The sequence below is a fragment of the Paenibacillus woosongensis genome (assembly GCF_009725165.1).
GTDB classification, from domain to species: Bacteria; Bacillota; Bacilli; order Paenibacillales; family Paenibacillaceae; genus Fontibacillus; species Fontibacillus woosongensis.
Map to the genome: position 1 here is coordinate 885,792 of NZ_WNZW01000002.1, position 23,742 is coordinate 909,533.

Annotated in this window: 18 protein-coding genes and 1 pseudogene; 4 read left to right on the forward strand and 15 right to left on the reverse strand. The window is 51.8% G+C overall.

Features of this window, described 5'->3' with window-relative positions:
- Positions 1-15: 15 nt before the first annotated feature.
- From ptsG to GNP95_RS10375, 8 genes are all read right to left on the reverse strand, one after another.
- Entirely contained in the window at positions 16-2,076 is a 2,061-nt protein-coding gene (ptsG, locus tag GNP95_RS10340; protein WP_155610720.1) for a glucose-specific PTS transporter subunit IIBC, read from the reverse strand.
- Between the two features lie 236 nt (positions 2,077-2,312).
- The gene (glcT, locus tag GNP95_RS10345; RefSeq protein ID WP_330163338.1) at positions 2,313-3,155 is read right to left on the reverse strand and encodes a glucose PTS transporter transcription antiterminator GlcT; all 843 of its coding nucleotides are present in this window, start codon (positions 3,153-3,155) and stop codon (positions 2,313-2,315) included.
- 173 nt (positions 3,156-3,328) lie between these two features.
- Entirely contained in the window at positions 3,329-4,918 is a 1,590-nt protein-coding gene (locus tag GNP95_RS10350) for a flotillin family protein (protein WP_155610721.1), read from the reverse strand.
- 14 nt (positions 4,919-4,932) lie between these two features.
- Complete coding sequence (locus GNP95_RS10355) at positions 4,933-5,475, reverse strand: protease (protein ID WP_155610722.1); 543 nt, start codon at positions 5,473-5,475, stop codon at positions 4,933-4,935.
- 208 nt (positions 5,476-5,683) lie between these two features.
- The gene (locus tag GNP95_RS10360) at positions 5,684-6,847 is read right to left on the reverse strand and encodes an iron-containing alcohol dehydrogenase (protein WP_155610723.1); all 1,164 of its coding nucleotides are present in this window, start codon (positions 6,845-6,847) and stop codon (positions 5,684-5,686) included.
- 205 nt (positions 6,848-7,052) lie between these two features.
- Positions 7,053-8,609 (reverse strand): UDP-glucose--hexose-1-phosphate uridylyltransferase, encoded by a 1,557-nt coding sequence (locus GNP95_RS10365; RefSeq protein ID WP_155610882.1) that lies wholly within the window; start codon positions 8,607-8,609, stop codon positions 7,053-7,055.
- A 36-nt stretch (positions 8,610-8,645) separates the two neighbouring features.
- The gene (galE, locus tag GNP95_RS10370) at positions 8,646-9,638 is read right to left on the reverse strand and encodes a UDP-glucose 4-epimerase GalE (RefSeq protein WP_155610724.1); all 993 of its coding nucleotides are present in this window, start codon (positions 9,636-9,638) and stop codon (positions 8,646-8,648) included.
- Between the two features lies 1 nt (position 9,639).
- The gene (locus GNP95_RS10375) at positions 9,640-10,803 is read right to left on the reverse strand and encodes a galactokinase (protein ID WP_413773740.1); all 1,164 of its coding nucleotides are present in this window, start codon (positions 10,801-10,803) and stop codon (positions 9,640-9,642) included.
- Positions 10,804-10,984: 181 nt separating this feature from the next.
- On the opposite strand from GNP95_RS10375, the gene GNP95_RS10380 reads away from it, so the two are divergent.
- Positions 10,985-11,836 (forward strand): AraC family transcriptional regulator, encoded by an 852-nt coding sequence (locus GNP95_RS10380; protein WP_155610726.1) that lies wholly within the window; start codon positions 10,985-10,987, stop codon positions 11,834-11,836.
- Between the two features lie 55 nt (positions 11,837-11,891).
- Here GNP95_RS10380 and mgrA read toward each other — a convergent pair whose 3' ends face one another.
- From mgrA to GNP95_RS10395, 3 genes are all read right to left on the reverse strand, one after another.
- The gene (gene mgrA, locus GNP95_RS10385) at positions 11,892-12,896 is read right to left on the reverse strand and encodes an L-glyceraldehyde 3-phosphate reductase (RefSeq protein ID WP_155610727.1); all 1,005 of its coding nucleotides are present in this window, start codon (positions 12,894-12,896) and stop codon (positions 11,892-11,894) included.
- Between the two features lie 107 nt (positions 12,897-13,003).
- Positions 13,004-13,759, reverse strand: a complete 756-nt coding sequence (locus GNP95_RS10390) for an NAD-dependent protein deacylase (protein ID WP_330163339.1) — start codon at positions 13,757-13,759, stop codon at positions 13,004-13,006.
- Positions 13,760-13,764: 5 nt separating this feature from the next.
- Positions 13,765-14,538 (reverse strand): HAD family hydrolase, encoded by a 774-nt coding sequence (locus GNP95_RS10395; protein WP_155610729.1) that lies wholly within the window; start codon positions 14,536-14,538, stop codon positions 13,765-13,767.
- Positions 14,539-14,762: 224 nt separating this feature from the next.
- On the opposite strand from GNP95_RS10395, the gene GNP95_RS10400 reads away from it, so the two are divergent.
- From GNP95_RS10400 to ilvD, 3 genes and pseudogenes are all read left to right on the forward strand, one after another.
- Positions 14,763-15,821: an acyltransferase family protein gene (locus tag GNP95_RS10400; protein ID WP_155610730.1), complete on the forward strand. Its 1,059-nt coding sequence runs from the start codon at positions 14,763-14,765 to the stop codon at positions 15,819-15,821.
- A 144-nt stretch (positions 15,822-15,965) separates the two neighbouring features.
- Positions 15,966-16,226: pseudogene (locus GNP95_RS10405) on the forward strand (KGG domain-containing protein); the annotation flags it as partial.
- A 194-nt stretch (positions 16,227-16,420) separates the two neighbouring features.
- A complete protein-coding gene (ilvD, locus tag GNP95_RS10410; protein ID WP_155610732.1) occupies positions 16,421-18,106 on the forward strand; it encodes a dihydroxy-acid dehydratase in 1,686 nt (561 codons plus the stop codon).
- A gap of 74 nt (positions 18,107-18,180) precedes the next feature.
- Here ilvD and GNP95_RS10415 read toward each other — a convergent pair whose 3' ends face one another.
- The 4 genes from GNP95_RS10415 to GNP95_RS10430 all read right to left on the reverse strand — a co-directional run bounded on the left by GNP95_RS10415 (position 18,181) and on the right by GNP95_RS10430 (position 23,721).
- The gene (locus GNP95_RS10415) at positions 18,181-19,632 is read right to left on the reverse strand and encodes a polysaccharide deacetylase family protein (protein ID WP_155610883.1); all 1,452 of its coding nucleotides are present in this window, start codon (positions 19,630-19,632) and stop codon (positions 18,181-18,183) included.
- A 101-nt stretch (positions 19,633-19,733) separates the two neighbouring features.
- The gene (locus tag GNP95_RS10420; RefSeq protein ID WP_155610733.1) at positions 19,734-21,521 is read right to left on the reverse strand and encodes a peptidoglycan D,D-transpeptidase FtsI family protein; all 1,788 of its coding nucleotides are present in this window, start codon (positions 21,519-21,521) and stop codon (positions 19,734-19,736) included.
- A 186-nt stretch (positions 21,522-21,707) separates the two neighbouring features.
- Positions 21,708-22,766, reverse strand: coding sequence for an HD-GYP domain-containing protein (locus GNP95_RS10425; RefSeq protein ID WP_155610734.1), 1,059 nt, complete (start codon positions 22,764-22,766; stop codon positions 21,708-21,710).
- Positions 22,767-22,980: 214 nt separating this feature from the next.
- Positions 22,981-23,721 (reverse strand): Bax inhibitor-1/YccA family protein, encoded by a 741-nt coding sequence (locus GNP95_RS10430; protein WP_155610735.1) that lies wholly within the window; start codon positions 23,719-23,721, stop codon positions 22,981-22,983.
- Between the last annotated feature and the right edge of the window lie 21 nt (positions 23,722-23,742).

A 23,742-nucleotide genomic window follows, 5' to 3' on the forward strand; every position in this document is an offset into this window, starting at 1 on the left:
AACCCCAGGCCGTGCTTATTTTATCGTAATAATGCTGCCTTCTCCAGCTTTCAGCTTGCCCGTCTTGTTCAGTTCCACCGTAGAGCCTTCTGGAAGGTTGGAGAAAATAATCGGCGAAATCAATGACTTCGCATTCTCTTTCACATAAGCGATATCCACTTCCATAATCGGCTGCCCTGCAGCTACAAGGTCGCCCTCCTCAACAAGCACTTTGAAACCTTGGCCCTTCAGCTTCACGGTGTTAACGCCGATATGCACCAGCACTTCCTTGCCGCCATCGGACAGGATGCCGATCGCATGCTTGCTAGGGAATACATTGAACACTTTACCATAAACCGGGGAACAAATCGTCCCTTCCTCTGGCAGCACCGCAAATCCGTCACCCGTCATTTTTTCGGAAAAGACTGGATCAGGAACGTTCGTAATATCCATCAATTCGCCACTAGCTGGCATTACGATATCCTCGTCGATAATCGCTTTCCCGTCCTGAGCTGCTTGCTGCTCTACCTCGGCCGGCTTCTCCGCCGCAGCAGCAGGCGATATAACTGGGGTCTTACCACTCATTATATCCCCAATTTGGGTCTTAATCGTATCAGATCTTGTGCCAAAAATGGCTTGAATGTTGTTGCCAACTTCCAGAACTCCAGAAGCCCCAAGCGCTTTAAGGCGGTTTTTGTCTACATCTGCTTTCTCTTTCACTTCAACGCGAAGCCGGGTAATGCAGGCATCGAGATGGACGATGTTGCCCTGGCCGCCCAATGCGGTAAGAATGTTCTGCGGCAGCTCATCCTGTGTGGTCTGCCCTCTTTGTTCCCCGCCGTCTTCTTGAGCGGATTCATCCTCGCGGCCTGGCGTCTTCAGGTTGAATTTGCGGATGACGAAGCGGAAGCCAAAATAGTAAATGACGGCCAGAATCAAGCCGACGATAATGACGTTCCACCAAGGCGTACGCCCCGGAATTACTCCAAAAATCAGGAAGTCGATCAATCCGCCGGAGAATGTCATCCCGATTTTGACATCGAGCAGATGCATCGTCATGAACGACAAGCCCGCAAATACGCAGTGTACGACAAACAGCAGCGGTGCCACGAACAGGAACGAGAATTCAAGCGGTTCTGTAATCCCCGTCAAAAAAGAAGTCAGCGCGGCCGAACCCATAATCCCGGCAACATACTTTCTGTGTTGCGGCTTGGATTCGTGATAGATCGCCAGCGCGGCAGCCGGCAAACCGAACATCATGAACGGGAATTTACCGGTCATGAACGTACCTGCAGTAAACCCTACACCATCGCGAAGCTGCGCCATAAAGATCTTCTGGTCTCCGCGAACGATTTGTCCCGCATTATTTACGTATTCCCCGAACTCGAACCAGAACGGCGAATAGAAAATATGATGAAGACCAAATGGAATAAGTCCCCGCTCGATGACGCCGAATATAAAGGCAGAAAGCGTACGGTTCTGCTCCAGCATAAAGTGGGATACGGTGTTAAGCCCCCCCTGAATCGGCGGCCAAATGATAACCATAGCCAAGCCTAGCAGCAAAGATGTTGCAGCAGTCATAATGGGCACAAAACGTTTACCTGCAAAGAAACCAAGATAGGACGGCAGCTCGATTTTAAAGAATCGCTTGTACATCGAGGCTGCGAGAACCCCTACAATAATCCCCCCGAATACGCCTGTCCCTAATGTCGGGATACCCAGCACGCTAGCATAGGCAGGATCTTCTCCGATCATTGAAGGCGTAACCCCGATCACCGTTCCCATGGTCACGTTCATGACCAAATAACCGATGATCGCGGCAAGTCCCGCAACTCCGTCCCCGCCAGCAAGCCCTACCGCCACCCCGACGGCAAACAGCAGTGCCAGATTCGTAAAGACAATATCGCCAGCATTCATCATCACCGTAGCGATTGCATTTACAGTGGCGTTATCCAGAGCCGGCACGAGGTTCAAGAAATCCGGATTGACCAGCATGTTTCCAATACCAAGCAGCAATCCAGCCGCAGGCAGCAGCGCTACAGGCAGCATCAAGGCCTTACCTACCCGCTGCAGCACGCCAAAAAAGCGTTTAAACATATCCATCCTCCTGTAAGCTTTTCTCTATATAACTGCCCAACAACAGCAAAAAAGGCATAAGCTAATAAAAGGTACTTCTGGCTCACATCTCCTACGGTTATAATACCCCGCATTATAGAAATGCAATCAAAGTACTTTAATCAACTCATGCCTGATCGAATCAGTAACACATTGTCATATGCTATTGTTGTTTATCGACTAGAGTATAGCAAGAAGGTCAATTCAGTGTCAAGCCTCTATCGATGATGGACGGTCAGACGATGCAGATGCATGGTCAGATAGCTGATTTCAGCCTGGTATACCGGCTTGTTCAGCCTGGCCTCCATCACTTTCGTCAATTTCCCGGCCAGCTTGTACAGCTCCGGATATTCCTGACTTAGCAGCGCTTCCAACTTCTCGACGACGGCCACTTTCTCGCCACGCTTTACGCGCTCAATCGCGAACCTTAAATGAGTCAAGAGGCGTGAGTAATCCAAGGAATGGCGCAATATTCTCATCCTCAGCTCCTCCTCTACCATATTCACAAGGTCTGCGATCAGCTGCGTGTGCTCGCGTACCTCGCTGACATGCCGATTGGTCATCGCGCTGTTGATGTGGAGGGCGACAAAGCCGATCTCGTCCTGGCCTAAATCTACGCCCAATCTTTCATGAATAAGCTCGATTGCATACTCAGCCAGCTCGTATTCCATAGGATAGATCTCTCTGGTCTCGAACAGAAAGGGGTTATGGATGGCCATATCCTGCTCCGCCCGTTTGATTGCAAACGAAAGATGGTCAGTCAATGCAATGTGAATATGTTCATTCAACTCTTGATTCGTCTTCTGGGATATATACATAATGATTTCCCCAATGACTTCGATCAGATGTTCATCGACCTGGGGAACAAGCTGTTTATACTGCTCCTGCTCCTGCTGGTTCTTCAGAATGAACATCTTCTCTACCGCATCCAGTGGAATCAAGTCGCCCTGCCTGCGGTTAAATCCGATGCCCTTGCCAATGACAACGACCTCGCCATGTCCAGGATGATTCGCAATGATTACATTGTTATTCAGCGCTTTGGCTACATGCAGCCTGCTCACAGTTGCACCTCACTTGCCTCCAAAATACAAAATTCCATGCTTACGAATATTAAATTCTACCATAGTACGGCGCAATATAAAAGCGCCTCGCCTTTCGGCGAGACGCTTTACAACGAGCTTATGCACAAATGTCAATAATTACTTCCTGTTATCAAGCAAATCACGCCATGAAATCAGGAATCCTGCTCCGAGGAAGCTGCGCTTTCCTGTACGACAGGCGGTTTGACTGATTCTGTCTGCAGCGGAGAAGGCGAGTTATGAGCCGCCCCTGCGGAGGCTGCAGCCGGAACCTGGGCAGAAGAAGCTGCCGGCAGGGCTTTGCCTTGGGTCAGGCCTTTAATCAAACGATCCAGCTCGATGCCGGATACGCTTTTGAGCATTTCCGGCGCCGTAGCCATGAGCTCGGTCACGTAATTGCTCACCCGGGCAGCGCCTTCGCCTTTGCCGGTGTCCACAACGGTGAGCTTATCGATGGACGAGATTGGACCAGCGATTTTCTCCGCAAGCTCAGGCAGCATTTTCACCACGATATCCAGAATCGCGGCCTCGCCGAACTTCTGGAACGCTTCGGCCAGCTTCTCCTTCGCTTCGGCTTCAGCAAGCCCCCGCAGCCGGATAATCTCGGCGTCGGCCGTCCCCTTTGCCCTTTCAGCATCCGCGATCGCAAGACCTTCGAGGCGTTTCTGCTCAGCAGAAGCCTTAGCCTGGGTCTCGATGGAGTATTGCAGCGCGTCGGCCTCCCGCATCTTTCGGGCCTTCTCAGCTTCCGCTGCCTGCTCTACCGCATAACGGTCGGCGTCGGCTTTCTTCTTCACTTCGGCGTCATATTGCTTCTGCCGTACCATAATTTCCTTATCCTGCAGGTCAATTTCCCGTTCTTTGCGCACGAGCTCGACCTTCATTTGCTCTTCCACCATCGTCTGCTTTGCACGCGCTTCCTGGATATGATAAGCCTGGTCAGCTTCTGCTTTCGCCGTGTCTTGCTCCTTTTTAAATGAAGCGACCTTCAGTTCCTTCTCTTTGGAGGCCTCGGCGATATTCGTATCGCGGAGCAGTTCGGCCTTCTGACCGGACTCCTCAGCGAGCGCCTTTTGAATCCGCGAATCCCGCACCGCCTCGGCTTCAGCAATCTCGGCGTCACGTTTTACCGCGGCAATACGCGGCTTACCAAGCGCCTCTAGATAGCCGTGCTTATCACGTACGTCTTTAATCGTAAAAGAGACAATCTGCAGCCCCATCTTTTTGAGATCCCGGGCAGCGACGCCTTGAACCTCCTGGGCGAATTTGTCCCGGTTCCGGTATACTTCCTCTACGGTCATCGATCCGAGAATTGAGCGAAGATGGCCCTCGAGAACTTCTTGGGCTTCTCCTTTAAGCGATTCAATCGGCTTGCCCATAAACTGCTCTGCTGCCGTAGCCACGTCTTCAACCGAGCTGCCCACCTTGATAATGGCAACCCCGTCAGCCGATACCGGCACGCCTTGCTCGGTATAGACCTCCGGAGTCATCACGTCCAGCTTATGCGACAGCAAGGACATGAACTCCGCCTTTTGGAATATGGGCCAAATGAAAGCCCCGCCGCCGCGGACGATTTTGATTTTGCGGCCCGTTTCATCATCAGAAATATTTTTGCTGCCTAGGAAGGAACCCGTAACAATCATCGCCTCATCCGGACTTACCGTCTTATACCGAGCCCAAAACGCTAAGCCAAGCACAACGATGACCGCAATAATGATCAACGGAATTAACAAAAAATCAGGCATCCCTTCAAAAAACATCACACCATCTCCCTTTCCTGTCCATTCTCATAAAGCCGCGATACCTGCACGACGCCGTCCTTGGAATCAATAACGACGACAAGCGTGCCTGCCGGAATTTCCGTGTTGTCCCAGCTTGATGCAATATGTAGCGTGTTGCCAGCCACAAAATTGACCATGATCTCCCCGAACCCCGCCTTTGGGATCGGCACGGTCACTTCACCCAGCTTGCCAGGAAGCTCGGCTGCAGAGAAGCCTGTCGAGTTCTCGCTGTTCTCCATCGGCTTAACGTAAGCAAAATAAATGATCACCGACATCAATAACGCGATTAGAATCGAAAATACAATGACGGCCGCAATACTAAGACTGGTGTAGCGGACGAGCAATACGCCGGCCCCCCCAAACGTAGTCACCGCGGAAGCCAGAATAATCGGCTTTAGAAAATCGACGTTTAAAATGTCCAATATCCCGTCCAGCCAGCTGCCTACGATATCTCCCACAATGACGCTTAGCAAAGCGAATACGGCTCCGCCGAGCAGACAGCTCCAGAACATAGCCTCCATCTGCAGCCCCTCCTTTCTGGATGTGTATATATTTAGTAATACGTTACAGGAAGTGGTTTCGTTTCGTTCATTTAGCAGGCTTCGCGGTGAACCGCAAAAGCCGAGCAAGGCACCCGCGGGTACCTGCTCGGCTTAAACATCTTATTTTTTGACCGCATCTTATGTTTATGCAGCGGCCAGCGCGCTATAGCACACTTGCATCGTTACGTTACAGGGAACGGCGGTAAATGGCCAGAACATCCTCTTTTTCAAGCTTCGCGAAATTGCCGAAAGGTCCGAACCGCATCGCTTTATCGGCCATCAGCTCCAGCTTGCTGTCATCGATATCGTAGTCGGCAAGCCTGCTTGGCGCGCCGATCGAGTTCCAGAACGCGCGCAGGGCGGCGATTCCTTCCTCGGCCACCTGCTGGTCGCTTTTGCCGCTTGGATCGATCCGGAACACTTTCTCCGCGAGACGCTTGAAGCGGGCTACGTCATGAGGCAGATTATGACTCATCCAGTTCGGGAACAGAATCGCCAGGCCGCCTCCATGCGGAATATCATACACGGCGGATACGGCATGCTCGATATTGTGGGTTGCCCAGTCACCGGAAAGTCCCATATTCAGCACTCCGTTCAGAGCCATCGTGCCGCAGAGGAGAATCGTCTCCCGATGGTCGAAGCTCTCTAAATCCTCGATCAGCTTGGGTGCCGTCTCAATTACGGTACGAAGCAGCGCCTCGCAGAATTCATCCTGCAGCAAGGTATTGGTTTCCTTGTGAAAATAATGCTCAAATACATGCGACATAATGTCAACAATGCCGTACACCGTCTGGTCTTTCGGCAAAGTAAAGGTATTCTCCGGATCCAAGATCGAGAAAACAGGATACACGAGCGGGCTGCCCCAGCCCAGCTTCTCCTCGGTTGCTTCGTTGGATATAACCGAATTACCGTTCATTTCCGAGCCAGTAGCGGCCATCGTCAGCACGGTTCCTAGCGGAAGCGCCGCCTTCGGAACCGCCTTGTGCTCGGCAAAATCCCACATATCCCCGTCGTATTTGGCTCCTGCCGCAATCGCTTTAGCGCAGTCCAGCACACTGCCTCCGCCTACTGCTAGAACCAGTTCGATCTCCTTTGTCTTGCATAGATCCACTCCGCGGTGAACGGTGGACAAGCGAGGATTCGGCTCCACACCGGCCAGCTCGGTCACTTCTGCCCCGATTTCTGTAAGCTGGGCAATAACCTGATCATACAGCCCGCTCCGCTTAATACTCCCTCCGCCGTATACCATCAGCACTTTTTTACCGTATTTAGGAACCTCCGTCTTCAGTGCTGTAATTTGCCCTTTGCCAAAAATGAGCCTCGTCGGGTTATGAAATTGAAAAGAGTTCATGCAACATGCCTCCCTTAGTTTATCCCTTAAATTATGTACTGCACTCTAAATTATACTCTTCCCCCTTTTAGGAAACAATCCGCATACTTAAAGTGAGCGGAGCGGCTTCGAGTGACATTTCCCTTGGTGAGTAACGCCATGCTTTCTTATGAAAAAAGACTGCCTTCCATTCATCGAATGAAAGACAGTCTTAACCTAAATCATGTTACGCTTCGCGATACCCAGCGGCGCTTACGAATCTGCGGAAGGCCTCGCGTCCGGCAGGCGTAGTCTTGAACACGCCGGCATGCTCCAGAATAGCGGAGAATTTCAGCCCTACCTCATCGCGAAGCAGCGCCTCGGCTTCTTCCGGGCTCATACCGTGCCCATGCGCGGCAACAAGCTCCCGGACCCATTCAGCGTGAACTGCAAGCGCAGCATCACGCCCTGCAAGAACTTCTTCATACAAACCTTGGTTCCCGCTTAGGATTTCCGCGATGCGGCCAAGCTCCTCCTTTAGCCGTCCAGGAAGAATCGCCAGTCCCATCACCTCGATCAGACCGATGTTCTCCTTCTTGATGTGGTGCATTTCCCGGTGCGGATGGAATATCCCTTCCGGATACTGCTCATTTGTCCGGTTATTGCGCAGCACGATATCCATTTCATAGCTGCCGTCCGCGCCGCGGCGTACGATCGGCGTAACCGTGTTATGCGGGACGGCTTGCCCGTTCTCTTCGGTGAATGCCAGCACCTCGGCTTCCGGATCGCTATAGCATTTCCATTTTTCATACAAATCATCGGCAGCGTCCAGCAGCACGTCCGGCTGGTGGCTGTTCAATCTCAGCACGGTCATCGGCCATCTCACGATAGAAACCGTGACACCCTCGAATGCTTCATGCCGGAACGCCGCTTCGGCCGGAGCCTTCTCCAGCGGGAACGTATGCCTGCCCCCCTGGAAATGGTCATGCGTCAGAATCGATCCGCCGACGATCGGCAAATCTGCATTGGAGCCGATGAAATAATGAGGAAATTCCGCCGTGAAATCCAGCAGGCGCTTGAAGGTATCCCGCGTCAGCTTCATCGGCACATGATCATGATGGAAGACGATGCAGTGCTCGTTGTAGTATACGTAAGGCGAATACTGGAACAGCCACGGCTCATCGTTCAGCTCAAGCGGAATGACCCGCAGGTTTTGCCTTGCCGGATGATTGACCCGCCCGGCATATCCCACATTCTCACGGCACAGCTGGCATTTCGGATAGACCGGAGGAGGCAGCAGCTTGGCCATGGCAATCTCCTTCGGGCTTTTCTCCGGCTTCGATAAGTTGATCGTAATTTCCATCTCGCCGTAAGGCGTGGCCTGATTCCAGTAAATATTGTTCGCAACCCGGTCCATGCGAATATAGTTGCTGTCCACTGCAAGAGCATAGAAATCGCGGGTTGCCGCCTCGATGCCTTCCTCGCGCGCGGTCTTCTTGAACGCAGCGATCGTCTCTGAAGGCCGTGCCATCAGCTGACCCATGATTTTAGCGTCGAGCAGGTCGCGATACGTATCGGAATTATCCGGAATTAGGCCAGTCGCATAGCCATAATCGATTAAAATATCCAGCGGCTCGCGAAGCTCGCTGCCAGCAGACTCCTCCAATTCCGTTATCCATGGCTCATCCAGCCAGAACAGCTCTAGCAAGCGGTTGCGCGTATAATCCAGATCCCAATCATCAAACAATCGATGCCCGAGCCCATATTGCAGCAGCCGTTCTATCGCTTGCTGCGCTTCTTGCATAGTTCTTTCTTTAGCTGCCACAGTCCATCCACTCCTTTACTTGAAATCGTCATAACCGCCTGGATGCGCGCTATGCCAAGCCCAAGCGCTGCGAATGATGTTGTCCAGGCTGCTTCGCGTCGGCTGCCATTTCAGAACGGATCTCGCCTTATCTGATGAAGCGATCAGCACGCCTGGATCTCCGGCGCGGCGCGGGCTCATGACGACCTCGAAGTCGCGGCCGGTCACTTCACGCACCTGTTCGATTACTTCCTTAACCGAGAAACCTTGTCCATTCCCCAGGTTGAAAATGTTGCTGTCTCCGCCTGCGATCAGATGTTCTACCGCAAGCAAATGCGCGTCCGCCAGATCGCTGACATGGATATAATCCCGGACGCATGTGCCGTCCGGCGTATTGTAATCGTCGCCGAAGACGGAAATCGAAGGCCGCTGTCCAAGCGCAGTCTGCAAAATCAGCGGGATGAGATGACTCTCCGGTCTGTGGTCTTCCCCGATTCGTCCGCTATCGTGCGCGCCCGCCGCGTTGAAATAACGAAGGGACACGTATTTGATGCCAAGCACCTTATCGAACCAGTCGATCATCCGCTCCATCATCAGCTTCGTTTCTCCGTAAACGTTCGTCGGTTGCGTTAAGTCCGACTCCTCGATGGGTACCTTTTCAGGCTCCCCGTAAGTAGCGGCCGTGGAAGAGAATACGATGCGCCGTACATTGGCTGCATCCATAGCTTCCAGCAGGCAAAGCGTGCCGTATACGTTGTTGTCATAATATTTCACAGGCTGCTGCATGCTCTCTCCGACCAGCGAGTTAGCCGCGAAGTGAATGACCGCTTCAATTTCGTTCTCGGCGAATAGCTTAGCCAGCAGCGCCTTGTCCCGCAAATCCCCTTCATAAAGCTTGCCGCCAAGCAGCGCTTCGCGGTGGCCCGATTGCAAATTGTCGAGGACGACGACATCTTTTCCACGGTCCAGCAATTCCGCCACAGTATGTGATCCGATATACCCTGCTCCACCAGTAACCAAAATAGCCATTTTAGTTCTCCTCCTTCATTTCATGTACTCCCTGCCCTACTCCACAAACATAAAATTCAGCTTCTAGACCGGTACGGCGCTGATAAGCCTCGCCAACCTGCTTGACGTAGCCATCTACGGCATCTTCATGTACGAGGGATACCGTACAGCCGCCGAAGCCCGCTCCAGTCATCCGCGACCCCAATGTCCCCTCAATGCGAAGCGCTTCCTCTACCAGGACATCCAGCTCCATGCAGCTCACCTCATACAAATCACGCAGAGAATCATGCGACGCATTCATCAGCTTGCCGAAATGCTGGAGATCGTTGTTGGTCAGCGCTTCTACGGATTCCAGCACGCGAGCGTTCTCCAGCACGACGTGCTTGGCACGGTCCAGCAGCACCTGGTCCGTAAAAATGGTCTCCAGCTCCCCCAGGCGCTCCGGCTTCAAATGCGCCAGGTATTTCAGCCCCGGCTCATGAGCCTGCAGCTGACGCAGCGCTTCATCGCACTGCGAGCGGCGTTCATTGTATTTGGAGTCAACTAGACCCCTTCGTTTGTTCGTGTTGCCGATCACCAGCTTGTAGGCTCCAGTACGGAACGGTACCCGCTGATATTCCAGCGTATCACACATGAGCAGAATCGCATGATCCTTGGCGCCGTTTGCTACGGCAAACTGATCCATGATGCCGCTGTTTACGCCGACATATAGATTTTCCGCGCGTTGGGACAGGCGGGCAATTTCCACAGTATCTGTCTCTCTGCCCTCCATCGTCAGCAGCGCAAACGCAGTGACTACTTCGATTGAAGCGGAAGAGGACAGACCCGCGCCGTTCGGTATTTCTCCATGGAACAGCAGGTCATAACCGCTAGTCAGTGTAGTGCCCAGCTTGTTCAGCTCCACTATGACTCCGATCGGGTAGTCGACCCATTCCCCTGTTTTGGATTGCCCTAGCTCATTCGCTTCGAACTCCGCGGCATAAGGGAAGTTTGCGGAGGCAAAGGTTACTTTTTGGTCAGGACGGCGGCGGATCGCCAGCGTTGTTCCGAATTCCAGCGCTGCCGGCAGAACATAACCCCCGTTATAATCGATATGCTCGCCGATCAGGTTCACGCGTCCCGGCGCATTGAATACAAATATGCTCTCTTGGCTGCTCCCATTGCGGGAGAGGAACAGTTGCTCCATTTCCTGTTTGTTCAACATGCACACCCCATCTTCATGGAATATTCGGTTCTTGCTCTCAGTATAAAGACTTCACGCCATTTTGATAATGTATGTATGCGAGGTTTGTATGGATAAATATGACCTTCCCAAGTAGAATATAAATAGAATGAATTGATCCGCCAAGCACGAAGGAGGCTCCCCAATGCTGCTAGAAACCTACAGCGCTGCCGCTAACCCCGAAGTATTTGATGAGAGCGACCTGCACATTTTGTTTGCTGGCGAGAGCCAGACCAGACCGGATCACCGCGTCGGGCCGAAAGTTTATGACTACTATCTGCTCCATTTTGTTGAAGAGGGCAACGGAACCTTCCAAACGGAGTATTCCATATACGAGCTGCAGCCCGGAGACGGCTTTCTCATTCATCCGAATCAGTTGGTTAGCTATTCATCCGATTCCGTGACACCATGGCGTTACCGCTGGATCGCTTTTACGGGGGCAAAGGTACCCTCGCTCCTGGAGCGTGCGGGTTTAACGCCCAAGCATCCCGTCATTCACGCCCCTACAGACAGCCGTATTCCCGAGCTGCTGACATCCGTGCTGCAGGAATTCCGCAGCAAGAAGCCAAGCTCGCACTTGCACTCTCTCGGCTGCCTGTATTTGATCATGGCCGAGGCGGAGGACTCTTATCTTAAAGAATCAACGCTTCCCTCCGGCGAGTCGGCCGTGCAAAAAATCGTCAAACAGATGATTTACTATATTTCAAGCCAATATGCCCATCATGTATCCATTGAAGAAATGTGCGCAAGCCTGGGATATAACCGCGCTTATCTCTCCCGCGTTTTCAAGAAGGAGACCGGGCTGACCCCCGTTACCTATTTGCTGAAGCTCAGAATCGACAAATCGCGGCAGTTGCTGCGCGAGCGGCCTGAGCTGTCCATCGAACAGATTTCTTCCTCTGTCGGCCTTAACGATGCGCTCTACTTCTCGCGGCAGTTCCGCCGGTTTTACGGACAATCGCCAAGCGAGTACCGAAGAAACGCCTCTGGAAAATAACCGGAGCCCGCTTCCCTATGCAAGGAAACGGGCTCTTCTATGCGTACGGACAACATTAATGCTCGCCATGGTTATGGAGGATCGTTTCGATCCGGTTCAATTCCTCGTCGGTGAACTCAAGCTTGCTTAGCGCCTGAACGTTCTCTTCAATTTGACTCACCCGGCTTGCGCCGATCAGCGCAGACGTGACCTTGCCTCCGCGGAGCACCCATGCGAGCGCAAATTGGGCAAGGCTCTGCCCCCGTGCTGCGGCCATCTGGTTCAGTGCGCGTACTTTACGCAGCATCTCAGGCGTGATTTGCGACTCCTGCAGAGCGCCGGTCGGGTTCTTCGCACGGGAATCCTCCGGAATGCCGTTCAAATATTTGTTTGTGAGCAGTCCCTGAGCCAATGGACAGAAGGCGATGCTGCCAACCCCATTCTCCTCCAGGACGTCCTGAAGGCCATTCTCGATCCAGCGATCCAGCAGCGAGTAATTCGGCTGATGGATGAGCAGCGGCGTGCCCAGCTGCTTGAGGATGGAGACCGCTTCCTTCGTCTGCTCCGCTGAATAGCTCGATATGCCTACGTACAGCGCCTTACCGGAGCGAACGATGTGATCCAGCGCCATCATCGTCTCCTCTAGCGGGGTCTCCGGATCAAAGCGGTGGGAATAGAAAATATCTACATAATCAAGGCCCATCCGCTTCAGGCTTTGATCGAGGCTGGAAATCAAGTATTTGCGGGATCCCCACTCGCCATAAGGACCTGGCCACATATAGTAGCCGGCTTTGGAGGAGATCACCAATTCATCCCGGTAGGGTGTCAGGTCTTTTTTGAGCACGGTACCGAACATTTCTTCCGCCGAACCCGGAGGCGGGCCGTAATTGTTGGCCAAATCAAAATGGGTAATGCCCAAATCAAAAGCTCTGCGAATCATCTCGCGTCCGTTCTCAAACGTATCTACACCACCGAAGTTATGCCATAATCCAAGCGATATGGCCGGAAGCTTAAGGCCCGAACGACCCACACGGTTATATATCATCGACTCGTACCGGTCTTCACTAGCAATATATGCCATTTAGTTCCCTACCTTCCTGCTGTAATTTTCTTTCGAAAAATATCATATCTCGTTCAAAAACCTTTGGCAAGAAGGAAGAAACCGTTTTCGGCATCATGGCGAACCCTTCAGCTCCCGGCTTTAAGCAGCGATTCCACCTGCCCGAGCACCGCGCCAATCGGCTCGGCAATCAGCAAATCGGCCTGGTTATCGTAAGCTGTCGGCGATGCATTCAACAGCACTGTCCGCTGTCCCCGAAAATACGTGACCAGGTGAGCCGCCGGCTGAACGGTCAGAGAAGTCCCGCCGATCAGCAGCAGATCCGCTTCGCTAATTGCCTCAACCGTCCTTTCGATCACCTGCGTATCCAGGTTCTCCCCGTACAATACAACATCGGGTTTGACAGTTCCCCCGCAAGTCTGGCATTTTGGCACAGGATCGCCCGTACTCATCACTTCCTCCAGGCTATGGAACCTCCCGCAGCCCATGCAATAGTTCCGGTGTATGGAACCGTGCAGCTCCAGCACGCTGCGGCTGCCTGCCTTCTGATGCAGGCCGTCGATATTTTGAGTAATAACCGCATCCAGCTTGCCTTCGTCCTCCAGCCAAGCCAGGCAACGATGAGCCGGATTCGGCTCGGCATGCAGATGGATCATCTTCGTTTTGTAAAAATCATAGAATACCTCCGGATGGCGGTCAAAAAACGGCCGGCTCAAAATTTCCTCCGGGGAATACGGCGAAGCTTTTTCCTGCTGATAAATGCCCGCTGCGGAACGAAAATCGGGTATTCCGCTTTCTGTAGAAATGCCCGCCCCGCCAAAAAATACGGTTCTGCGCCCCTCCTTCACCCAGGACGCGAGCTGTTCGATTTTGCTTAATGTCACTGCTTTCATGCCTCCTCCAGTACTTTCATTTCCCTAAAGCTGCGAATAACCGCATCCGCATCCAGCAGGTACGATTCTCCTCCGCCGTCCGGAGCTAGTCCAACCGTCATCCGCACCCCCGCCTGCTTGCCCATCTGCATATCCCCGTTGCTGTCCCCTACGACAATCGCATGCTCAGGGGATACGCCAAGCTCGCGGCAAGCAAGCACAGCCATTTCGGGAAAAGGCTTGCCAAGGCTCACCCGATCCCTGCCGACGACAACGTCGAAATAGCGCTCGATTCCCATCCAGCTCAAATGCTCGCTCGCTGCCTCCGTCGTATCCGACGTGACAACAGCAAGTCGTATTCCCTGCGATTGGCTAGCCTCAAGTAAAGCTGCGAGCCCTGGCATCGGTCTGGCGTTTCTGCGCTTTCTCAGCTCAATCATCGCCGACGAGCTGAACTGCCTAACCTGAATCAGCGCTTCGTTCCAAGGAACTCCCGCCGCATACAGCTGCCAGGCGAGCAGCGCGGTGACCTCTTCCTCGCTCCCCATTGCTAGCGGCCCGGTCTTATCATAATCCTCGATCTGCTGCCGCTCATCCAGCTTGAGCCCCAGCAGTGCTGCTCTGCTGTCGATCCGCCGCGCCCCCAGCAATTCCAAATGGCTGTCCAGCAAATCCAGCAGCGTCATCGCCCATTCTCCCCAGAGGGCCATGAAATCCAGCAAGGTTCCGTCCTTATCGAATAATATCGCCTGGCATGGCACACTGCGGTCGCCTGCCTGAACAATCGCCATAGTCATTCCTCCCGGTTTCATCGTTCGCTTTATACAGCCCTCGTACAGCTTACTCACATTACCGCTATTGTATATGATTCAATACTTTGCCACAAATGAGCGGACTGACAGCGTTTTCTATTGTGATAATTATCACGTGTACTGATCTTCAAAAAGAGTACCTTTATTACAGAGACCGTATACTTAAAATTTGAATGATTGAAAGGCTTGAGGAGGCTGTCAGCATGAAGACGAACATCATCCCATCGAATCCGCGCGGAGAGGCATTTTTTCTCAACCTGCGCTTTTTACTGATCATTTGCGTCTTCATCGGCAATGCCATCGAGCCGCTGATCCAAGACATAGACGCCATGCATGCTCTATATGTATGGATTTTTACTTTTCATATGCCGCTGTTCGTATTCGTCACCGGGTACTTCGCCAAAACCAATCTGCTCGGCCTGCCCGGCCGGAAGCTGATGCTGCAAATCAGCCTCCAGTACGTTATCTTTCAAAGCCTGTATTCAATACTGGACGTTACCGTATTTAAGGTACAGAACATCCACCATTCCTTCTTTGCTCCGTACCTGCTGCTCTGGTTCCTTGCCAGCCATCTGTGCTGGCGCGTACTGCTGACCGTCATGAACAAATGGACGCCCCTCCAGCAGCTGGCGGTATCGCTTGCTCTGGGCGTGCTCGTCGGATATTTGCAAGTAGATGGAGTCTGGCTCAGCTTGTCGCGGACCTTTGTGTATTTGCCTTTCTTTATTGCCGGTTATCATTTTTCATTTGCCTATTTGGAGAAAATTTTCACTCCTTTGGCCCGTGCGCTTACTATGTCGCTTGCCGGTGTTATGCTGGTCGCCGCCGTTTTATGGGGGCAGCTTATCGATGTCGGATGGCTGTACGGCAGCATGACGTACGGGCAGCTCGGTCATAACGAATGGTATGCCGGAGCCTACCGGCTGGCTCTTTACGCCCCGCAGCTGCTGGCAGGAATCGCTTTTCTGTCTTTCGTGCCCTTGCGGGAGAGCAAGCTGACCGATCTGGGACGGCGCACCTTGTATGTGTTCCTCCTGCATGGACTCATTATCCGCTTTGCGGCCGCCTCCCCTTTATATGATCGCGTTACGAATACGGCAGCTTCCGCCATGCTTATTGTCGGGGCTATTGCCCTGACTCTTGTGCTCAGCCATCCCCTTGTACGCAAATGGACGTCGCCGGTCATTGAACCGCCGGTGCAATGGCTGCAGAAGCTGGAACGCCGGGCCTTCCACCCCTTCCGTACAGTCAGCAAGCATTGACCAGCCGAGTCAGCAATATTGAAGAATATTGCCAATTTTAGAGCCATTTGGATCTTTTTTTGTTTTCTGGCGTTTCAAACTAACTGGCTGTGGTAAATAAATCATACGCAAAACAATATTTTTCGCATAAGGAGTTGATTGGAAATGGCACGCGGAAACGGCAAAATGAGCCGTCAAGAAGCCGGTCGCTTGGGAGGACAGGCCACCTCCAAAAACCACGGCAAAGAGTTCTACCAGGAAATCGGGCAAAAAGGCGGAGAAGCTACTTCCAGAAGCCACAGCAAGGAATTCTATCAAGAGATCGGCCAAAAGGGCGGAGAAGCCACCTCCGAGAAGCACGATAAGGAGTTCTACCGCCGTATAGGACGCATGGGCGGGGAAGCCCGCAACAACAATAATAATAAATAAGGATGGAAAACCATCCGTTTGCAAGGATGAGTTCCAGATTAGACTGGGGCTCTTTTTTAATCAAAAACCTTTCTTCCAATCCTTATCAAGCGCTAGAAAAAGCCGAATACATATGATAGACTTTAGAGAAAACCTTTAGCGGTGTAAAGTTCCAAAATCACAATATACATTTTATGGGGGGATAGGCAACCATGACTGCCAAGAAAATGCGTTCAGATATGATCAAAAAAGGCTTCGACCGCGCGCCTCACCGCAGTTTGCTGCGGGCTGCAGGCGTGAAGGACGAGGATTTCGGTAAGCCGTTCATCGCCGTTTGTAACTCCTATATTGATATCGTTCCTGGCCACGTGCATTTGCAGGAATTCGGTAAAATCGTCAAAGAAGCGATCCGCGAAGCCGGCGGCGTACCTTTTGAATTCAACACCATCGGCGTCGATGATGGTATTGCGATGGGGCACATCGGGATGCGTTATTCCCTGCCAAGCCGGGAAATCATTGCCGATTCCCTGGAAACCGTTGTTTCCGCCCACTGGTTCGACGGAATGGTCTGCATCCCGAACTGTGACAAGATCACGCCAGGGATGATGATGGGTGCGCTTCGCGTGAACATCCCGACTGTATTCGTCAGCGGCGGACCGATGAAAGCCGGCGTAGACAGCAAAGGACGCAAACTGTCCTTGACTTCTGTCTTCGAAGGCGTAGGCGCTTATCAAGCGGGCAAGATCGACGATGCTGACCTGCTTGAGCTTGAACAATACGGCTGTCCGACTTGCGGCTCCTGCTCCGGTATGTTCACGGCCAACTCTATGAACTGTCTCGCCGAAGCGCTGGGACTGGCCATGCCGGGCAACGGTACGATTCTCGCGGTCGACGAAGCGCGGAAGGATTTCGTAAGACAATCCGCCCGTCAATTGATGGAGCTGATCAAGCTTGATCTTAAACCGCGTGATATCGTAACAAAAGAATCGATCGACAACGCCTTCGCGCTTGATATGGCTATGGGTGGATCAACCAATACAGTGCTGCACACCTTGGCTTTGGCTCAGGAAGCAGGCATCGATTACCCGCTGGAGCGTATCAACGAGGTGGCCAACCGTGTCCCTCATATTTCGAAGCTGGCTCCGGCATCCGACCATTTCATCGAAGACGTTCACCGGGCTGGCGGCGTAAGTGCCGTAATCAACGAGCTGTTGAAGAAGCCTGGAGCGATCCATGGCGGCCAAATGACCGTAACAGGCAAGACGCTTGCCGAGAACGTGGCCGGCAGCGAGGTCCATGACCGTGAAGTTATCCGTTCCATCGACAACCCGCATTCCGAGAAAGGCGGCCTCGCCATTCTGTACGGCAACCTTGCACCTGAAGGTTCCGTAATCAAGGTTGGTGCGGTTGATCCTTCGGTTGGCGGGTACCATAAAGGCCCTGCCATCTGCTTCGACTCGCAGGAGCAAGCGCTGGAAGGCATCGCAAACGGCAAGGTCAAGGAAGGCCATGTTGTCGTCATTCGCTATGAAGGGCCAAAAGGCGGACCAGGTATGCCAGAAATGCTCGCTCCAACGTCGCAAATTGTCGGTATGGGCCTTGGCGCGAAAGTCGGCCTCATCACGGACGGTCGCTTCTCTGGAGCTTCCCGCGGCATCAGTATCGGCCATATTTCTCCGGAAGCAGCCGAGGGTGGACCTATCGCCTTCGTAGAAGATGGAGATATCATCGAGCTGGATCTGAATAACCGCAAAATCGAGCTTCATGTTTCCGATGAGGAAATGGCCCGTCGCCGTGCGAACTGGAAAGGCTTCGAGCCAAAGGTGAAGACCGGTTACCTTGCCCGCTATTCCAAGCTCGTCACCAACGCAAGCAACGGCGGAGTTATGAAAATTTAATTGAAATCATCTTCAAATGCATAGAAAGGGGCGGTTCCACATCTTCATGTGGAACCGCCCCTTTAGTTTAAGGACTAACACGGCTGCGTTGCGCTTAAAGCAGTTTCCTCGGCCTCCGCGCTCTCCTGGTCGGAGGCAATCTCACCGCTCTCTTTGCCAGAGAAACGGCGATGCGACCCGTCTTCAGAGTATTTATCAAGCAAGAGTTCCATTGGCATCACGATAAGCTTAGGTATCAGTTCATGGGAGGAACGCTGCTTGAGACGGTCCCCGCCGGAAGGATGAATGACGCTCATCAGAAATTTCAAGTACAGGCGCGTCGAGCGGGCGAAGAAGCTGTCCGGCAGATCGGTTACCGTAAACCCGAACTGCTCCGGTCCGCGGTTGATCATGCTTACGCCATACAATGCCTTGACATCCATTAATTCCGGATGGGTCTGAACATATTGCGCAAGCTCGGGAAGCGTCTTTTCGACGCCGCGGATCATTTGGATGGCGACTTGTACGGACGTTCTTGAGCGAGAGCCGATTTCGAACAGCCGCTTATTGTCGAAATGAAGCTCCAATACCCGATCGCCGTTTGCGAGCTCTATATCGCCGTTCATCATCACAGGCTCTCCCCGGTACGGACGAATGCGGAAATGAAAGATCGGTTCTTCCTTATTTGTTGTTCTCAACTGGAAGACAAAATGAAAAAGTCTCTCCCACAGCAGCCATAACGAGACAACAATACGTTTACCGAAGGAAAGGCTTGCCTTCTGCTTGGAAGTTTCTTTTGGCGCTGCCGGCATGCTTTTTTGACCGTGGGACTCGCGTTTGACCGCTTCGCTCCGCTGGATCATATCGTCAATCCGGATCGTGCCGATTCCCTGCTTCTCGGCGACCTGCAGTACTCTTTCCAGCGCTTTCAGCATTTCCATAGGGGCTTGCGCATTCGCTCCAAGCGTATTACCGCAATCATGCAGCAGGAATACTTCGCCGCCCCTCAGCTTCTTCAGCATGCGCTCTGTTAATCGATCTGCACCCAGGCGCTGGCGCCAATCGCCAAACATCGACGACCAGAGCACAATCTGCGTCTCGTTGCGTCTGGCGAAGTCGAACAAATTGACGATTCCCCAAGGCGGACGATAGTAATGCGTATTACTGCCGATAATGTCATGGATGATTTTATTTGTTCGTTGAATCTGCTTCTTAACCGCTGCCGGTCCCATTAGCCAGTTCGTCTTATGAACATAATTATGAATGCCAATCAAATGGCCTTCTTCATGCATTCGCTTGATCAAATGCGGGTACTTCTCCGCATTCGAGCCGACAACAAAAAAAGTGGCTTTTGCTCCGTATTTCTTTAGCAAATCAAGCAGCTGCGACGTATATACCGGGTCCGGACCGTCATCGAAGGTTAGAGCAAACTCATCCATCCCGATCCCTCGCCTGAATACGCGAAAGCCGAACAATCGCGTAATCAAACCGGGTATAAAAGCGTATAGTGTTGAAATATAAAATAACCACAGCAGCAAAGTCTCCATGTTTTTTCCCCACTTTTCTATCTCATTCACTGACTTTGGCGGGCCCTAAGGCTTTTAGTGTATCCCTTTTATTTTATCATATTAACTCCAAATTTAGGGTCTTAAATTTCATGAATTCTTGCTGCCAGTAGATCCATCACTCTACGGAACAGTTCAGTAGCTTGATGTGGCGCGCCTGGGCTCCGATTCTCTACAAGAACGGCCACTGCGTAACGGGGCTGCTCGACTGGCCCGTATCCGATAAACCACTGATGATTGGCCGGCCTCCCGGCCGAGACAACCTGGGAAGTTCCTGACTTGCCGGCCAGATGCCACTGTGCATTCTGTAAAGCTTGCCCGGTTCCATGACTTACGACTTCCTTCATCCAGCCGCGCAGTACTCTTGCGGTAGACGGGGAAATAGCTCCGTAATTGGATGGAGCGGACTGGGGAGGGAGTTCCAGCATTCGGACGCCATTTTTAAAATAAATATCCTGGACTAGCCGCGGCGCCGCTACTTTCCCATCTTGGAGCAAGGTTACCACCAGGTTGGCAGCCTGCAAAGGAGACACCAACACATCGCGTTGACCTAAAGCCGTTTGTGCCCTCGCTCCTCCATCAGGGCTAGCCGCTTTGGCGAACACGGCTCCAGCCTCCTCTTGATCGAACTGCCTTAACGCCAGCCCTCCGCGAAAAGAGGGGTTCTGCCAACCGACCATGCGTCCGAGCCCCAATTTGTCCGCGGTACGTTCAATGCTGTCGGCCGTCAATCTCTCGCCTAACTCGGCAAACACGACATTGCAAGATTGGGCAAAAGCTTCCTTGAGCGTAATCTTGCCATGTCCTCCTTCCTTCCAGCAAGAAAGACCGTATTTACCGTAATGTCCCGTACAATGAAACTTTTCTCTCGGGGAAGCTGCCCCCTCCTCAAGGGCCGCAGCAGCGATTATCGTCTTAAAGATCGAACCCGGTACCGCAGCCTTCACCGCATGGTTGCTCCAATTGCCCTGCTTCAAATCGATTTGCCCGGGGTTAAAAAAGGGACGTGATACCATAGCCACAACATCTCCCTGCGCCGCATCCAGGACAACGATTGCTCCATCACGGATTCCCATCTGCTCGGTCAAATCTTCTAACTGCTGCTGAATCGTCCGATCCACGGTCGTTCGGACAGATAGCGGATAATAACGGTCATTAGCCGTTGTCAAACGCAACCCCAGACCGGATATCGGCCTTTTCTGTCCATCTACGGTATAGGCGGCCCGGGTAGATCCGACTCCGCGCAGAAACTGGTCAAAGGTGCGTTCCAGTCCCGACGCTCCAACCTGCAGCGATAAAGGAAGCGCTCGGCTATTCGTTTGCCCGTAAAGACTGCGGATATAATCCGGTCGCTGCGCTACATACCCGAGCCATTGTTTTCCCGATTTATCTTCCAAATAGCGCTGCATGTACGGGAGAATCCTAAATCCGCTAACCTGGCTCCATCGCTCCGCCTCATGGTCAGCCAGCACAAGCGGCGCCTGCCCTTCCGAGTTTCTCCATATATGCGGATATTGAAGCCTGCTCCATTTCCCTTCCAATTCAGCCGCCGTAACCCCAAGCAAATCAGCCACATCATGGATTTCGCTGGTATCTGGTAAGTGTTTGAGCGGAAATAAGACGGGAACCCAAACCGTCTTCCCTGTCAGTGGTTCGCCATACCGATCCAAGAAATGTCCTCTTCCTGGATCCAGTTCTATTCCTTCCTCCCGCTGGCGAACGGCTAATTCATTTATCGTCATCCCAGACGCGCTAATGGCCTTATTGGCCGAAGCGATCTGAATCCAGACCATGCGAACTGCATACAAGCAAAGCATCAGCATAAAACCTATTAGAATATAAAATATGCGTTTTTTACGAAGTAATGTCATCGTCCTCCACCTTTCCGTCTTCTTATTATTTCCTGGGAAAAGCAGATTCACACTATCAGGGTAATCTGGCTTGGTGAGCTAGTAGAAATTTCGCCATGAAATGAAAAAAAACGCCATGCGGCGTTATAAACGGATAACTAAAAACCCAACTGAGTCAAAGAGTTCAGTCGGGCTTGTTCACGTTAGTTATTCAAAAAATATTTCGACGATTTCAATCTCTCTCTCCCGTGCCAAGTCTCTGAAGAAATCATCCACCTTAACAAGAGGTTTAAAAATATCCGTGGGGTTATTGTACACGATCGTTGCATTCTCCCCATTGCTTAATTGCACCCGCTTGCCAATAAAGTTTGGCAGAAGGTTTTGAGTCAGGGCTTGGACTGCCCTTTCGTTTAGCTTTCCGAATCCAAGCTCATACACTTTACGCAGCACGGTGATTAAACTATCATGCGGTTGCCGCCTAGGCGAAGTCGTCATTTCGACATATGCGTTGGCAACGGCTACAATTTGTGAATAGGGATGTATTTCAGTTCTTCCGATTCCCATTGGGTATCCGGAGCCGTCTTCATATTCATGATGCTGGAGAGCGGCAAGTGCGATCGTCTTATTGTCCTTGATCGATTCCCGGATAATTTCGTAGCCATAATGGGTATGGCGCCTCATTTCCTCCAGTTCTTCGTCTTGCAACTCGGTTTTGTTTTTTATAGATTGGCGCACACGGCTTTTGCCGATATCGTGCAAATATCCTGCTTTACTGATCTCATGACACTCTTCTCTGGAGTATCCGAGCCAGGTAGCTATGTAATAAGACAGCAGTCCAACCTGCAGGGAATGATTATAAATGTTCACGTCGTCATTGCTGAGCATGTACAGCAGAGTTGTAATATTTTTGCGGTCATCCAGCGCCTCCAAAGTCGGCAGCAGGTGTTCGTCAACCATGGACTGATTGAATTTGCCCGTCGTTAACGCTTCAAGAAAAATGGCCTGAAAAGCTTGAATCGTCTTATCGAAGTTTCTTCGCAATTCCTGGCTGAATCCCAAACTGTCTGGGACATTTGAAGAATAAGCCTCTTCGCTCCCCCCGTCACGCGGATCGATGTCGACATAATCGATGCTCTGACGAATTAATAAGGCAATTTCCTCGGTTTGAATAACCGTACCTTTAGGCAATATGTGAAGTCCAGCACCATTAAAAGTATCTTCCCTTAATCTGTCTCCGGCCTTAAGCTCCATAACATGAGTTTTCATAGAAAAGACCCTCCCTTCGTATATATTCTGTTGCACCTTATTTATAATATCGAAAGCTAAAGTCATAAATTAAATAGTGCTAAGGACTATATCAAGAAGCAATTGTTATAATACTATAGCCCAGACTTAACTAGGCCTTTTAGATCATTCTCTAAATTTTAAAATAAAAAAGAGGCGGAGATTTCTCTCCACCTCAATCTTGAAACACGATCCGTTAATCCCGGCTCGCCAGTTTTGCCAACAGGCGAACGATCTCGAGATAAAGCCATACTAAGGTAACCATTAATCCGAACGCACCGTACCATTCCATATATTTTGGAGCGCCTTGGTTAGCGCCATTCTCAATGAAATCGAAATCAAGTACGAGATTCAGAGCGGCCACGATTACGATGACGACGGATATTCCGATACCGATCCAATTGCTCTCATGCAGATAAGGAATCGATATTCCAAAGAACCCTAGCACAAAGCTCAGCAAATATACAAGCGCAATGCCGCCTGTAGCCGCAAACACGCCCAGCTTGAAGTTCTCCGTCGCTTTAATCAGCCTTGATTTGTAAGCGAGCAGCAAAGCGACAAAGACACCCATCGTCAGCAGTGCGGCCTGCAACGTGATCCCGCGCTGCACATTTTCGAAAATCGCAGAGATCGCGCCTAGAAACAACCCTTCAAGAACCCCATAAATCGGTACGAGAAACGGAGCTGTCGTCGGCTTGAAGCTAATGATAAGAGCCAGAATGAGGCCGCCTATCGCCCCGCCGATGGCGTAAGGAATTACGTTCTGCCCGTTGAAATACATGGACCAGGATGCAAATGCGCCACCTAAGAGTACCGCAAGTGTAATAAATACTTTGTTGACCGTACCTTCAATCGTCATTGCATCCTGTCCGGAATGATATCCGATTTGATCGAATGTTTTGTCATTCAATGTCGGATTGCCGCTGCGACCTATCAACCTACAATCACCTCAGATAAG

Excerpts from the sequence above, each read along its gene's own strand:
- GNP95_RS10420 (WP_155610733.1), bottom strand. The coding sequence starts at position 21,521 with ATGACATTACTTCGTAAAAAACGCATATTTTATATTCTAATAGGTTTT.
- galE (WP_155610724.1), bottom strand. The coding sequence starts at position 9,638 with ATGGCTATTTTGGTTACTGGTGGAGCAGGGTATATCGGATCACATACT.
- ilvD (WP_155610732.1), top strand. The coding sequence starts at position 16,421 with ATGACTGCCAAGAAAATGCGTTCAGATATGATCAAAAAAGGCTTCGAC.
- GNP95_RS10380 (WP_155610726.1), top strand. The coding sequence starts at position 10,985 with ATGCTGCTAGAAACCTACAGCGCTGCCGCTAACCCCGAAGTATTTGAT.
- mgrA (WP_155610727.1), bottom strand. The coding sequence starts at position 12,896 with ATGGCATATATTGCTAGTGAAGACCGGTACGAGTCGATGATATATAAC.
- GNP95_RS10360 (WP_155610723.1), bottom strand. The coding sequence starts at position 6,847 with ATGAACTCTTTTCAATTTCATAACCCGACGAGGCTCATTTTTGGCAAA.
- GNP95_RS10400 (WP_155610730.1), top strand. The coding sequence starts at position 14,763 with ATGAAGACGAACATCATCCCATCGAATCCGCGCGGAGAGGCATTTTTT.
- GNP95_RS10365 (WP_155610882.1), bottom strand. The coding sequence starts at position 8,609 with ATGCAAGAAGCGCAGCAAGCGATAGAACGGCTGCTGCAATATGGGCTC.
- GNP95_RS10425 (WP_155610734.1), bottom strand. The coding sequence starts at position 22,766 with ATGAAAACTCATGTTATGGAGCTTAAGGCCGGAGACAGATTAAGGGAA.
- GNP95_RS10395 (WP_155610729.1), bottom strand. The coding sequence starts at position 14,538 with ATGGCGATTGTTCAGGCAGGCGACCGCAGTGTGCCATGCCAGGCGATA.
- GNP95_RS10355 (WP_155610722.1), bottom strand. The coding sequence starts at position 5,475 with ATGGAGGCTATGTTCTGGAGCTGTCTGCTCGGCGGAGCCGTATTCGCT.
- ptsG (WP_155610720.1), bottom strand. The coding sequence starts at position 2,076 with ATGTTTAAACGCTTTTTTGGCGTGCTGCAGCGGGTAGGTAAGGCCTTG.
- GNP95_RS10415 (WP_155610883.1), bottom strand. The coding sequence starts at position 19,632 with ATGGAGACTTTGCTGCTGTGGTTATTTTATATTTCAACACTATACGCT.
- GNP95_RS10350 (WP_155610721.1), bottom strand. The coding sequence starts at position 4,918 with ATGCCTGATTTTTTGTTAATTCCGTTGATCATTATTGCGGTCATCGTT.
- GNP95_RS10375 (WP_413773740.1), bottom strand. The coding sequence starts at position 10,803 with ATGGAGCAACTGTTCCTCTCCCGCAATGGGAGCAGCCAAGAGAGCATA.